Raw genomic sequence first — 13,928 nt, 5'->3', positions numbered from 1 at the left:
TGTCGCGCGCGAACGAAGATCAGGATAAGCACAGCCAAGAGGCAGCCAAGAGTGACCCCGCGTTCATGACGTCATCATCCCGCACCAGGGCAGGGATCTTCCGCATCGCGCTTGGCGCGGTGGCGGCCCTGTTCGTCCTGCTGACGGGTCTCGTGCTGTTTCTCGGCTTCGCGCCGGCCGGCAACCGGCTGGTCGGCGCGCTGGTGTCCTCGCTGATTTCATCGCCGGGCCAATCCATCGAACTTTCCGCGCCTCAGGGCCTGCTGACAGGAAGGCTCCGGATCGACAGCGTGCGGCTGTCGGATAGCGAGGGCATGTTTGCCTCGGCGGATGGAATCGAGGTGGACTGGTCTCCGCTTGCGCTTTTCTCCGGCACCTTCCATGCCAACCGCATCGCCATTGACCGGCTGGCGCTGGAGCGGCCGCCGGTGCCGCCACCGGCACGGGCACAGCAGACGACGCAGACCAAAAACAACGGCTTCTCGCTGCCCATCGCCATCGACATCGACAGTCTGGCGCTGCCCGACATCACGATCGAACCGGCGGTCACCGGCCGGCAGTTCGAACTCGCCGCGACCGGCGCCCTTGACGCGACCGACCAGCGCGTGGCGCTGGCACTGACCGCCCATCGCAAGGATGCGCCGAACGCCATCGCCAAGGCCGACATCCTGTTTGCCCCGGCCCAGAACGAGCTGAAGCTGCAGGCGCTGGTATCCGAGCCGCAGGGCGGGCTTCTGGCGCGACTGTTGCTGCTGCCGGGCGCGCCGTCCGTGGCGCTGGCGCTCGATGGCTACGGCCCGCTCTCCAACTGGAACGGCCAGTTGCGCGGTACCGTCGACGGCAAGCCCGTGATAAGTATGGACGGCCAGCACATACTGACGCCGGAAGGGGCACACCGCGTGCAGATCGAGGGCGGCGGGCAGCTGGCGGAACTGATGCCGCCGACGCTTCGGCCATTGTTTGCAGGCCGCACCGATATCAATCTCGGCGCCGTGATCGGTCGCAGCGGCCGTATCGAGATCCGCAAGGGCGAATTCGTGACCGGCGCGATGAAGGTGGCCGCTGCCGGTACCTTCGATCCCTCCGGCGACAACAGCCTGACGGCCAGTGTGGCGGCCACCAATGGCGCGGTCGCGCTGGAATGGCCGCTGCAGGGCGAGCCGCTGCGCGTCGGTCTCGACAATCTCAACTTCACGCTGACCGGACCGACCACCGCCTCGCGCTTCAACGCCACGGCGGCGCTGCGCTCCGTCTCCGTCTCCGGCGCCAGCTTCGGCCAGGTGCGGCTGCAGGCGGAAAGCGAGGACCTGAACCTCTCCGCCTGGACGGGCAGCGTGCGGACCCGCTCGAGCGCCGCCCAGGCCAACTTCGCCGACCCGGACCTGGACCGGCTGATCGACGGGCCGATCCGTCTCGATGCGCCGGTCAGGCTGGCGCCGCCTGCCATCGGGCTCGACGCCGCAACGTTCGAAAGCGCCAATATTTCCGGCACAATCAGCGGCGCCTACAATCTTTCGCAGAAAACGGTCACCGGAAATGTGCGCATGTCGCTCAACCCGGATGGCCTGCCGGAGGCGATCGGCGACTATATCAACGGCATGATCGGCTTCGAGGGCTATGTCGACGCCACCATCGGCGGGCGCATGAGCCTCGAAAACCTCGTGGTGAAGTCGAACATCATCGAAGGCCATGGCAATGTGCTGCTGAAGGACGGAAAGCTGGAGGCGGGCCTTGCCGGCCGCCTGCCGGACCTTTCGCGCCTGAGGCCGGACGCCAAGGGCGCGATCGGCTACGATATCCGTGTCGCCGGCCCGCTCGACACGCTCCAGGCCACCGCACAGGTCAATTCCGCGGAAGCGCGCCTGAGCGGCCACCTGTTCGAGGCAATCAGCCTCAAGCTGCAGGGCAAGATGGCCGATGGCCAGCAAGGCGGCAATGTTACCGGCACCGGCCGCGTTGACGGCAAGCCGATCCGTATCGAGACCGATCTCACCGAGACCGGCGGCCTGATCGCTCTGCCAAAGCTTCTGCTGGAGGCGGGCGGCAACCGGGTGACGGGGACCCTTGCCTTCTCGAAGGACTATCTGCCGGCCGGCGACCTGCAGTTCCAGCTGCCGGATATCGGCCTTCTCTCGGCCCTTGCCAACCAGCAGGTACGCGGCGACCTTTCCGGCACGGCGAAACTGTCAAACACGGACGGCGTTCTGTCCGCCAGCATCAATGCCGCCGGCCAGACGCTCACTGCCGCGGGCTTTACGGTCGCCGCTCCAAAGGTTGCGCTGAACAGCAGCAACCTGCTGCAGGCGAAGGTGGATGGCAGCGTGGCGGCCGATCGGGTCGAGACCGGCGGGCAGCTGATCGAAGCCCCGCGCCTCACCCTCCTGGACAAGGGGTCTGCCACCGGCTTCGGCCTTGATGCACGCTATGCCGGTGCACCGGTAACGCTGGACGGCGCGGTGACGCGCGACGCGGCCGGCATGAGCCTTGTCCTTGACCGCTTCACCGCCGCGCCCGCCGGCATTGCCCTTGCCCTTACCGAACCGGCGACGATCCGCGTGGTCGACGGGCGCGCAGAAATCGCGAGCCTAACCCTGAAGACCGGCAACGGACGGCTGGTTCTCGACGGCAGCGCTGGCCCGCAGCTGAACATGGCACTCCGCGCCAGCGACGTACCGGCAGCGCTTGCCAACAGCGTGGTGCCGGATCTCGGCGCCGCAGGCGATCTGGGCGGAGCCGTGACGATCGGCGGCACGGCGGCGGCCCCGGTGATCCGCTACAGCCTGACCCTCTCCGATGCCAGCGTCGCGGCCATGCGCGAGCGCGCAATCGCGCCCATTTCTGTGCTGGCGCGTGGCCGTTTCGAGGATGGCACGGTTACACTCGACCAGGCGGAACTGGATGGCGAAAACGGCCTTGCCGCCACCGCAAGCGGCACGATCAGCGTCAGATCCAGCCAGCAGGTCGTGCTCGGCGTCACCCTCTCTGCACTGCCGGCAGCACTCGCCAACAGCCTGAAACCCGGCCTTGAGGCGCGCGGCATGCTGAGCGGCCGCGCGACCGTGACCGGCACGCTGAGTGCCCCGATCGCCGATCTTGCGCTTGTGCTGAAGGGCGGCTCCACGGCCGAGACCCGCGCTGCAGGGCTAGAGGGCATCGGCGCCACTGCCAACGGCCATTTCGAAAACCAGACGCTGCGGCTCGACCGGCTGGCGGTAACGGGACCGCAGGATCTTTCGCTGAATGCCAATGGCACCGTGAACCTTGGCGGCGAGCGCTCGCTGCTGATCGAGGCCCGCTTCGGCGCGGTGCCAGCAAGCCTGATCAACATGGTGATGCCGGATCTGGCCGCGGAGGGCCGCCTGTCCGGCACCGCCCGGATCGGTGGCACATTGCCGGCACCGGATGTCACCTTCGAGCTGAACCTTAATGGACTGAGCCTCGCTCAGACACGCGCCGCCGGCATTGCTCCCATGGCACTGTCCGCCAGTGGACGCTTTGCCGGCGAGACGCTGACACTGACACAAGCGAAACTGACGGGCGCAGACGGCTTGTCACTGAACGCCGGCGGGACAGTGGCACTCGGCTCTGCACCGACGCTTGATGTCACAGCCGATTTCCAGTCACTTCCCGCAGCCCTTGCCAACATTGCCCGCCCCGGGCTTGCAGCGAGCGGCACCGCGAGCGGCACCATCGCCGCCAAGGGGGCGCTGACGGCACCGGTTGCCCAGTACGACGTGACAGTGAACGACATCGCAACCAGCCAGAGCCGCGAGGCGGGCCTGCGTGCCCTCAGCCTTCGCGCCCGCGGCTCCTTCGAGAACGGTGTACTGACACTTGGCGAAACACGTCTGAGCGACCCTTCCGGCCTCTCCGCAACGGCGGCCGGCCGGGTGATCCTGACTGGCCCGAACGCTCCGGCACTCGATCTCAATGCCGAGATCGCAGCGCTGCCAGCCACGCTCGCCAATGCCGTTTTGCCGGACCTGAAGGCCGGCGGCATCATTTCCGGCACGATTGCATCAACCGGCCCGGCGGAGGCCCCGGTGGCCCGCTTCGACCTGCGCTGGCGCAACGCCCAGCTGCAGCAGACACTCAGCGCAGGTCTTGCAGGCCTAACGGTCACGGCGCGCGGCACGCTGGAAGCGGCCACGGTAAAGCTGGAGGAAATGCAGCTGACCGGTCCCTCCGGACTGTCGGCCTCGGCGCGTGGCAGCGTGGCACTATCCGGCGACCGGACGCTCGCCCTTTCGGCAGACCTTGCCAGCATCCCGGCCAGCCTGATGTCCGGATTTGTGCCGAGTCTGCAGGCTGGCGGAACCGTGTCCGGCTCGACCACCATTGGCGGCACGCTGTCAGCGCCTCAACTGCGCTATGACCTGCAATGGGCCAATGGCGAGATCCGCCGTCAGGGCGATGCCGGGCTTTCGGGCCTGTCGCTGAAGGCGAGCGGCAGCTTCGCGGATGGGCGGCTGACGCTCGACGAGACCGTGCTGAGCGGTCCGCAGGGCCTGTCGCTGACAGCGCAGGGATCGGTAGTGCCGAGCGACCCGCAGGGGCCGGTCCTCAATCTTTCTGCCGATATCCTCTCGCTGCCGGCCACGCTTGCCAATGCCTTCGTGCCGGGTCTCGGCGCCACCGGCCGCATTTCCGGCAAGGTCAAGGCACTGCCCGGTCCTGGCGCCGGTGGCGCTGAGTTCGACCTTTCCTGGGAGGATGCTTCGCTGTCGCAGACGCGCGAAGCAGGCCTGACGTCCATGCGCATCAGCGCTGCCGGTCGCTATGAGGGCAATCGCCTCACCCTGCAGAAGGCCGAGCTTGGCGGTGCAAGCGGTCTTGCACTGACGGCAAGCGGTGCGGTTGGCCTCGCGGGCGAGCGGCCGCTCGACATGAAGATTGCCGGCGACGTGCCGTTTGCGCTGCTCGGCCCCCTGCTTGCCGATCAGGGTTTCGTGCTGGAAGGTGGCGCGAAGGCCAATGTGACCATCGCCGGCACGGCCACAGCCCCCGCCATCGATGGGAGCGTTACGACCTCCGGCGCGCGGCTGATCGACGTGAAACGCAATCTGGCAATCAACGATGTGGCCGGCAGCGTGACCTTCAACCGCGACAGGGCGGTGATCTCCAGCCTTGGCGGCACACTCTCGCCCGGCGGCCGCATCGCCGTGGATGGCTCCATCGGCATCACCGGTGACCTGCCCGCTAATCTGCGCATCACGCTGAACGAGGCGACCTATGTGGACGGCAACCTGCTGACCGCAACCGTCAACGGCGCGCTGACGCTGACGGGGCCCGTGCGCGCGACGCCCATGCTCGGCGGACGGCTGACGGTGCGGCGGGCCAACATCACGGTTCCCGCGAGCCTGCCCGCTTCGCTCGCGCAGTTGAAGGTGGCGCATGTCAATGCACCGCCGAGTGTCAGGGCGCTCCTGGAAAGCATCGGTCCCGACGGCAAGAAGGACGGCAACGGCACCAATGCCGGCATCGGCCTCGACCTTACGCTGGCGGCCCAGAACAACATCTTCGTGCGCGGCCGTGGCATTGATGCCGAACTCGGCGGTTCGCTGACCATCCGCGGCACGGCCGCCGAGCCAAACGTGACGGGCGCTTTCGAGATGCGGCGCGGCCGTATCGTGATCCTCACCCGGCGGCTGGATTTTTCGACCGGCAAGATTACTTTTGGCGGCAGTCTGATCCCGGTGCTGGATCTTGCTGCCTCCAACACCGCCGACCAGACGACAGTGACCGTTTCTGTCACAGGCCTCGCCAATGACCCGACCATCGGCTTCTCCTCCTCCCCGGCCCTGCCGGAGGACGAAGTGCTGGCACGGCTGATCTTCGGTCAGTCGATCTCGAAGCTCTCGCCGGTGCAGATCGCCCAGCTGGCCGATGCGGTGACGCAGCTTGCCGGCGGCGGATCTACCTCCCTCCTGCAGACGCTGCGCAGCAGCCTTGGCGTCGACGATCTCGACATCAACACGGATTCGAGCGGACAGACGACCGTTTCCGTCGGGCGCTACATCAACAACCGGACCTATTTCCAGCTGGAGCAGGGCGGCAGCAGCGGTGGCGCGCGCGCCTCGATCAATCTGGATGTCGGGCGCGGCGTGAAGCTGAAGGGGTCCGCCGGCAGCGACGGCGGCTCGGCAGGCGTCTTCTACGAACGCGAGTACTGAGCCCGGGGGCACATTCACGGCGACACGTACCTCTCTGCAGGCGTCCCAGAAATCGCTGCAAGAAGTGAGAGTGCCGATTCAGCTTTGAGAAACATTCTTTCATTAGACTTTTCTTCGCGCGATCCCGATGCACGCCCTTGCATGCCCGGTTCGCTCACTCACGGCTAAGGTCGCAGGTGCCATCGGGTGCAGCCGCCGCGGTCAAGGCATCGAAGAACTGGGAAGAAATCTGATGGCTACGACGATCACCACGACAAGCTTCAGCGGCGAGACCCTCGAGATCATCGCATTCCGGCTGCATGACCAGGAATTCTGCGTGAAGACGACCACGATCCGCGAAATTCGCGGCTGGGCCCCGTCCACGCCGATCCCGCATGCGCCGTCCGACGTGATCGGCGTGATGAACCTGCGCGGCTCCGTCATCCCGATCATCGATCTCGCCTACAAGCTCGGCATGAAGAGCACGGTGGCCAACGAGCGTTCCGCCATCGTGGTGGCCGAAGTGCACAACATGGTCATCGGCATGCTGGTCGACCGGGTCTCGGACATCCTGACCATCTCGTCGAGCCAGATCCAGCCGGTACCGGAAGTTTCCGCCTCGTTCGACAAGTCCTTCTCCGAAGGCATCATCGCCAGCGAGAACGGCATGATCTGCTTCCTGAACCTCTCCAAGATGTTCAAGGGCAGCGATCTGGACGATCTCGCCGCCTGAGCCCGTCCGGCGACACTATCGAGACCGAAAGGCAGCGGCGACCACCGCTGCCTTTTGCGTTCCAGCCGACGCAACCGCGTAAACCAGGGACCGGGAGGATGGATTCCGTTTGCAGCGGAAATGGTCTAGGAAGCAGCTCCCTGCATGTCACGGAGAGGTCCCATGCGTCTGCTTCTCATCCATACCGGCGGCACCATCGGCATGGCACCGGGGCCGGAGGGCCTTCGGCCGGTCGAGGGACTGGTGGAAGGTGCGCTGGCCGCCTTGCTGCCACCGGATGCCGTGCTTGAAACCCATGTATTTTCGCCGCTGCTCGACAGCGCCAATGTCGGCCCGCGCCACTGGAACGACATGCTGTCGGCGATCCGTGCGCATCCCGACCTGCCGGTCATCATCACTCACGGGACCGACACCATGGCCTTCACGGGTGCTGCGCTGACGCAGGCGATGGCCGGCGAGACGCGGCGCATCATCCTGTGCGGATCCATGGTGCCGCTCGGCGAAGGCGGCGACGCGGAGGGCAATCTTCAGCTGGCGCTGGACGCAGCACTCGTCCCCGGAGCCGGCGTCCATCTGGCCTTTGCCGGACATCTGCTGCCGGCCGCCGGCCTTGTGAAGCATGACAGCCATGCCGCCGACAGTTTTCGCGCCCAGCCGCAGGCAGAAGCCGCACCGCCCCGCCGGCGCGACTTCGATGCGGCCCGCCGGCTGGCGATCCTGACACTCTCGCCCGGCATGACGGCAGAACTTCTCTCCGCCGCTTTGTCGGTGCTGGACGGCGCGGTGCTGCGGGTGTTCGGCTCCGGCACGGCGATGGAGGATCCGGCAATCCTTGGCGCGCTTGCCGAGGCTGTCGCGGCGGGAAAACGCCTGCGCGCCGTCAGCCAGTGCGAGGCAGGCGGCCTGACACCCGGCACCTATGCGGCGGGTGCGGGATTGTGGAGCACGGGGATCGAGAACGGCGGGTTGGAAACACCGGAGGCGGCGCTCATCCATCTCTGGCTGAACTGACGGGCGAAACGGCAAGAGCCGGCACTAGGCCGGCTCCCGCAGGATTCTGACATAAGGTGCGGGCCTCAGCCGAACAGCGCGAAACTGCTCTTCAGCGTAACCCAGACGCCCCAGAGAAGCGGCAGGCCGACCACGGCCCAGGCCAGAGCTGCCTTTGCATCGAGCCCACCTTTGCCGATGCCGAAGGAACCCGTCGGGCCGGCATTGGCGGCGGCGGTCTTCGCCTGCAGGGCCGCAACCTCCGCATCCGACATGAACCACTTATCCGACAGCGGCTTGACGAAGGCATTGGCGATGAGACCGACCGCCAGCATGCCGGCAAGGATATACATCGTGCTGGTGTAGAGCGCCGGCCCCGGTGCCACGCCCGCGGCGATCTGTGCCTCGCGGATGTAGTTCACGACGAAGGGACCGGCAATGCCGGCCGTCGCCCAGGCCGTCAGCAGCCGTCCATGGATCGCGCCGACGAACTGCGTACCGAAGATATCCGCGAGATAAGCCGGGATGGTGGCGAAGCCGCCGCCATACATCGAGAGAATGATGCCGAAGGCGAGCACGAAGAGCGCCTTGGAGCCCATCAGCGCAAGCGTGGGTGCCAGTGCATAGAGGACGATACCGAGGATGAAGAAGCAGAAATAGGTGTTCTTGCGGCCAAGCTTGTCGGACATCGAGGCCCAGAAGAAGCGGCCGCCGATATTGAACAGCGAGAGCAGGCCGGTGAAGCCGGCGGCAATCGCGGCGATCTGCGCCTTCTGTCCGGCATCGAGCTGCGCAAACGCCACGCCCGGCTGGCCGATCAGCGAGCCCGCGAAGATTTCCTGCAACATGGGCGAGGCCATGCCGATGACGCCGATGCCGGCGGACACGTTGAGGCAGAGCACGGCCCAGATCAGCCAGAACTGCGGCGTCTTGTGCGCATCGCGCAGATGCACGTGGCGGTGCGTGATCATGTTGCTTTTCGCCACCGGCGGCGTCCAGCCATCCGGACGCCAGCCGGCCGGCGGGATGCGATAGCCGAAGGCGCCGCCCATCATGAAGACGAAATAGACGAGCGCCATCACCACGAAGGTCTGCCACACACCCGGCGAGACATCCGTCTTGAACGAGGTCATCAGCAGGTTGGCGAGCGGTGCGCCGATCATCGCGCCGCCACCAAAGCCCATGATCGCCATGCCGGTCGCCATGCCGCGCCGGTCGGGGAACCATTTGACCAGCGTGGACACCGGCGAGATATAGCCGAGACCGAGGCCGATGCCGCCGATCACACCGGCGCCGAGCCACATCAGCCACAGCTGATGCGTCATGACGCCGACCGAGGCGACGAGAATGCCGCCGCACCAGCAGCAGGCGGAGACAAAGCCCGCCTTGCGGGGACCGACCCGTTCCAGCCAGCCGCCCCAGATGGCAGCCGAGCAGCCGAGCAGCACGAAGAAGAGTGTGTAAATCCAGCCCAGATCCGCCACGCGCCAGTTGCAGGCGGTGGTGGTGAGCGCGCCGAGCAGCGTCAAGCTCGAGCAGCTCGGATCGGTGGCCGGCAGCGCCTTGGAAAGCGGCAGCCAGAACACGCTGAAACCATAGGCCATGCCGATGCACAGATGGATGGCAAGCGCCGCAGGGGGCACGAGCCAGCGATTGAAGCCGGGTTTTGCGATGATGCGCTCCCGGTCGAGAATACCGGCGCCGGCCAGATCCCCTCCACTTACGCCTGCGATTGCCATTGACGAACTCCTCCCTCTTGGACTGTCAGGACAATGAAATTTCCGCTCGCGCAGCCAATGCGCGGGCAACATAGACTGGCGACCTCTCCGTCATCGGGCCACCTGTCAGCGAAACCATCAAACGGCCGTCCTGGACTTGATTCCGGACCGGAACCGATTACGCCACGCCCGCAGGAACGCTGGGTTCCGACAGGGATTCGCCGGCAACCGGTCCCTTGCCGCCCGGCGCGCCCTTTGCTGCATCCGCACCGAGCCCGACGTCCTCCGTCCTTGGATTTTCGGGGCGCCTGATCTTTGCCGCAGCCGAAATCACCAGCGGCAGGAAGCCACCGATACCGGCATCGATCATCTCGAAGAAGCGGCGGCGCATGCGCGGCTCCCAGAACTTGTTGATGTGGGTCGCAACGCCATCCACGCGTACCGCCTCCGGCTGCGAGGCGAAAAAGGTGGCAATCTGGTTTGCCATGCGGACAAGCTTTTCATCGGTGTGGCTAAGCGACATGGCTGCTTTCTCCCGTCGTCAGACGATCAGGCCTGGTAAACACTTCGAATTCATCGCCGCGGGCAATGCCGATCAGCGTGATGCCGGCCTCCTCCGCCGTCTCGATGGCAAGCGCGGTCGGGGCGGAGACCGCCACGAGGCAGGAGCAGCCGAGCAGCGCCGTCTTCTGCACCATTTCCACCGAAAGGCGGCTGGTGACGACCACCACGCCATCTGCGGGCTTGAGACCGGCGCGGATCACGGCGCCGCAGAGCTTGTCCAGCGCATTGTGGCGGCCGACATCCTCGCGGATTGCGGCGATGCCCCGGCCGGGACGATAGAAGCCGGCGGCATGCACAGCGCGCGTTTCGCGGTTGAGGGTCTGGCCGTCGCCGAGCTCACGCACCGCATCCGCCACCATGGCTGGCGTCAGGGCAAGACGCCCCTCCGGCACGCGCGCCACGGCACGCGCCGCCTGCTCGATCGATTCGATGCCGCAGAGCCCGCAGCCGACAGGACCCGCCATGCGGCGCCGCCGCGCCGTGAGCGCGTCTGCGCTTTGATCCTTCAGCGTCACCTGCACATCAATGCCGGCACCGGCTTCGACCGGTTCAACATCGAGAATGTCCGCGGCCGACGCAATGATCTCCTCGGCCAGCGAAAAGCCGTAGGCGAAATCGACGAGATCGGCCGGTGTCGCCATCATCACCGCATGGGTGGAACCGCCATAGGAAAAGGCGATCGGCACCTCTTCCGGCACGATGCGATGGCCATCCGCCATCTGCCCCTGCCGGAAGCGCCATTCCCGAACCGTACGGCTGGTATTTTCCGCCATCGGGAGCCCTACTCCGCCGCTTCCAGCTTGCCAGCGATGCGGCGGGAGCGACGGCTGAGTTCCTCGTAATCCTCCTGCCATTCGGTCGGACCGTTGGAGGGCGAGATCTGCACGGCCGTCACCTTGTATTCCGGGCAGTTCGTCGCCCAGTCGGAGAAGTCGGTGGTGATCACGTTGGCCTGCGTGTTCGGATGGTGGAAGGTGGTATAGACCACGCCCGGCGCCACCCGATCAGTGATCAGCGCGCGCAGTGTCGTCTCGCCGGCACGGCTTGCGAGCTTCACCCAGTCGCCATCCTTGATGCCCCGCTGTTCGGCATCGTGCGGATGGATCTCCAGCCGGTCCTCCTCGTGCCAGACGACATTCTCCGTACGCCGCGTCTGGGCGCCGACATTGTATTGGCTGAGAATGCGGCCGGTGGTGAGCAGCAGCGGGAAACGCGGACCGGTGCGTTCGTCGGTCGCGACGTATTCCGTTCGGATGAACTTACCTTTACCGCGCACGAAGCCGTCGATATGCATGATCGGCGAGCCATCCGGGAACTTTTGATTGCAGGGCCACTGCACCGACCCCTTCTTCTCCAGATAGTCGTAGGACACGCCGGCAAAGCTCGGTGTCGTCGCGGCGATCTCGTCCATGATCTGCGACGGATGCGTATAAGCCCAGGCAAGGCCCATGGCCTGCGCCAGCTTCTGGGTGACTTCCCAATCCGCGTAACCGTTCTTTGGCGTCATGACCTTGCGCACGCGGTTGATGCGGCGCTCGGCATTGGTAAACGTGCCGTCCTTTTCCAGGAAGGTGGAGCCCGGCAGGAAGACATGCGCGTAATTGGCGGTCTCGTTCAGGAAGAGATCGTGGACCACGACGCATTCCATGGCTTCCAGACCGGCGGAGACGTGTTTGGTGTCCGGATCGGACTGGAGGATATCCTCGCCCTGGATGTAAATGCCCTTGAAAGATCCTTCGACGGCGGCATCCAGCATGTTGGGAATGCGAAGCCCCGGCTCGTTGTTGAGCGTGACACCCCAGAGCTTTTCGAAGGTTTCGCGCGTCGCATCGTCGGAGATGTGGCGATAGCCCGGCAGTTCGTGCGGGAAGGAGCCCATGTCGCAGGAGCCCTGCACATTGTTCTGGCCACGCAGCGGGTTCACGCCGACGCCCGGACGACCGATATTGCCGGTGGCCATCGCCAGGTTGGCAATCGCCATGACCGTGGTCGAGCCCTGGCTGTGTTCGGTGACACCCAGGCCGTAATAGATCGCGCCATTGCCGCCCTTGGCATAGAGACGCGCCGCGCCGCGCAGGTCTTCCGCCGGAACACCGGTGAACTTTTCCGTTTCTTCCGGGCTGTGCTGCGGCTCGGCGACGAAAGCCGCCCAGTCCTCGAATTCGGACCAGTCGCAGCGGGTGCGAATGAAGGCCTCGTCAAACAGGCCTTCGGTGACGATGACATGAGCAATCGCCGTCAGCACCGCGACATTGGTGCCGGGCTTCAGCGGCAGGTGGAAGGCAGCCTCCACATGCGGAGTCTTGACCAGATCGATCCGGCGCGGATCGATGACGATCAGCTTTGCGCCCTGGCGCAGCCGCTTCTTCAACCGCGAACCGAACACCGGATGACCGTCCGTCGGATTGGCGCCGATGACCAGCACGACATCCGAATGCTCGACGCTATCGAAATTCTGCGTGCCGGCCGAGGTGCCAAAGGCCTGGCCGAGACCATAACCGGTCGGCGAATGACAGACGCGGGCGCAGGTATCGACATTGTTGTTGCCGAAGCCGGCGCGGATCAGCTTCTGGACGAGATAGGTTTCCTCGTTGGTGCAGCGCGACGACGTAATGCCGCCGATCGCTTCGCGGCCGTACTGATACTGGATGCGGCGGAATTCCGAGGCGACATGCGCAAAGGCCTCTTCCCACGTCACCTCGCGCCAGGGATCGGTGATCTTCTCGCGGATCATCGGGTTCAGGATGCGGTCCTTGTGGCTTGCGTAACCATAGGCGAACCGACCCTTGACGCAGGAATGGCCGCGATTGGCCTGACCATCCTTCCAGGGCACCATGCGCACCAGCTCCTCGCCGCGCATTTCCGCCTTGAACGAACAGCCGACGCCGCAATAGGCGCAGGTGGTCACCAGCGAATGCTCCGGCTGACCGATGGCGATCACCGACTTTTCCGTCAGCGTCGCCGTCGGGCAGGCCTGCACGCAGGCGCCGCAGGAAACGCATTCGGAAGAGAGAAAGGCCTCATGCGCGCCGGGCGAGACGCGGCTGTCGAAACCGCGGCCTTCGATGGTCAGCGCAAACGTGCCCTGCACCTCCTCGCAGGCGCGCACGCAGCGCGAACAGACGATGCATTTCGACGGGTCATAGGTGAAATAGGGATTGCTCTCGTCCTTCGGCATCCACTGCGCATTGATGCCGCCCTCGGCAGACCGCGCCTTCACATGGTTCTCGCCTTCGTAACCATAGCGCACATCGCGCAGGCCGACGGCACCGGCCATATCCTGCAGCTCGCAATCGCCATTGGCGGCGCAGGTGAGGCAGTCCAGCGGATGGTCGGAGATGTAAAGCTCCATCACGCCCTTGCGGATCGCCTTCAGCCGCTCCGTCTGGGTGTGGACGACGATGCCGGGCGCAACGGGCGTGGTGCAGGAGGCGGGGGTGCCGTTGCGGCCCTCCACCTCGATCAGACAGAGACGGCAGGAACCGAAGGCATCGACCATGTCGGTCGCGCAAAGTTTTGGCACCTGAATGCCGGCCTCCATCGAGGCGCGCATGATTGAAGTCCCGGCCGGCACCGTGATTTCGCGACCGTCGATGGTGAGCGTCACCAGGTCTGCGGATTTCGAGGCGGGGGTGCCATAGTCGATTTCAGGAACGAGGGGCATGAAGGGCCTCCTGTGCGGAATGGGCGAGGACGCGGGGCGAATGGGAGACAAGACCCCCTCTGGCCTGCCGGCCATCTCCCCCACAAGGGGGGAGATGGCCGGCAGGC

At 65.6% G+C, this 13,928-nt stretch carries 7 protein-coding genes; 3 read left to right on the top strand and 4 right to left on the bottom strand.

The annotated features are described in order from the left end of the window. The first annotated feature begins 65 nt into the window (after positions 1-65). From FNA46_RS20660 to FNA46_RS20650, 3 genes are all read left to right on the top strand, one after another. Complete coding sequence (locus FNA46_RS20660; protein WP_143127105.1) at positions 66-6,173, top strand: translocation/assembly module TamB domain-containing protein; 6,108 nt, start codon at positions 66-68, stop codon at positions 6,171-6,173. A 232-nt stretch (positions 6,174-6,405) separates the two neighbouring features. Continuing rightward, entirely contained in the window at positions 6,406-6,885 is a 480-nt protein-coding gene (locus FNA46_RS20655) for a chemotaxis protein CheW (protein WP_143127104.1), read from the top strand. A gap of 162 nt (positions 6,886-7,047) precedes the next feature. Next, positions 7,048-7,896, top strand: coding sequence for an asparaginase domain-containing protein (locus FNA46_RS20650; protein WP_143127103.1), 849 nt, complete (start codon positions 7,048-7,050; stop codon positions 7,894-7,896). Positions 7,897-7,961: 65 nt separating this feature from the next. On the opposite strand, the gene FNA46_RS20645 is transcribed toward FNA46_RS20650, so the two are convergent. From FNA46_RS20645 to fdhF, 4 genes are all read right to left on the bottom strand, one after another. Continuing rightward, positions 7,962-9,614: an OFA family MFS transporter gene (locus tag FNA46_RS20645; RefSeq protein WP_143127102.1), complete on the bottom strand. Its 1,653-nt coding sequence runs from the start codon at positions 9,612-9,614 to the stop codon at positions 7,962-7,964. A 157-nt stretch (positions 9,615-9,771) separates the two neighbouring features. Continuing rightward, complete coding sequence (locus tag FNA46_RS20640; protein ID WP_143127101.1) at positions 9,772-10,116, bottom strand: formate dehydrogenase subunit delta; 345 nt, start codon at positions 10,114-10,116, stop codon at positions 9,772-9,774. Next, positions 10,106-10,930, bottom strand: a complete 825-nt coding sequence (gene fdhD / locus FNA46_RS20635) for a formate dehydrogenase accessory sulfurtransferase FdhD (protein WP_143127100.1) — start codon at positions 10,928-10,930, stop codon at positions 10,106-10,108. Before fdhD ends, FNA46_RS20640 begins: the two co-directional genes overlap by 11 nt. A gap of 8 nt (positions 10,931-10,938) precedes the next feature. Next, entirely contained in the window at positions 10,939-13,821 is a 2,883-nt protein-coding gene (fdhF, locus tag FNA46_RS20630; RefSeq protein ID WP_143127099.1) for a formate dehydrogenase subunit alpha, read from the bottom strand. Between the last annotated feature and the right edge of the window lie 107 nt (positions 13,822-13,928).

The sequence above is a fragment of the Affinirhizobium straminoryzae genome (genome assembly GCF_007004135.1).
GTDB classification, from domain to species: domain Bacteria; phylum Pseudomonadota; class Alphaproteobacteria; order Rhizobiales; family Rhizobiaceae; genus Neorhizobium; species Neorhizobium straminoryzae.
This window is presented reverse-complemented; position numbering and strand designations above follow the sequence as displayed.

Coding starts and splice junctions, on each gene's coding strand:
- FNA46_RS20660 (WP_143127105.1), top strand. CDS start 66: ATGACGTCATCATCCCGCACCAGGGCAGGGATCTTCCGCATCGCGCTT.
- fdhF (WP_143127099.1), bottom strand. CDS start 13,821: ATGCCCCTCGTTCCTGAAATCGACTATGGCACCCCCGCCTCGAAATCC.
- FNA46_RS20645 (WP_143127102.1), bottom strand. CDS start 9,614: ATGGCAATCGCAGGCGTAAGTGGAGGGGATCTGGCCGGCGCCGGTATT.
- FNA46_RS20655 (WP_143127104.1), top strand. CDS start 6,406: ATGGCTACGACGATCACCACGACAAGCTTCAGCGGCGAGACCCTCGAG.
- FNA46_RS20650 (WP_143127103.1), top strand. CDS start 7,048: ATGCGTCTGCTTCTCATCCATACCGGCGGCACCATCGGCATGGCACCG.
- fdhD (WP_143127100.1), bottom strand. CDS start 10,930: ATGGCGGAAAATACCAGCCGTACGGTTCGGGAATGGCGCTTCCGGCAG.
- FNA46_RS20640 (WP_143127101.1), bottom strand. CDS start 10,116: ATGTCGCTTAGCCACACCGATGAAAAGCTTGTCCGCATGGCAAACCAG.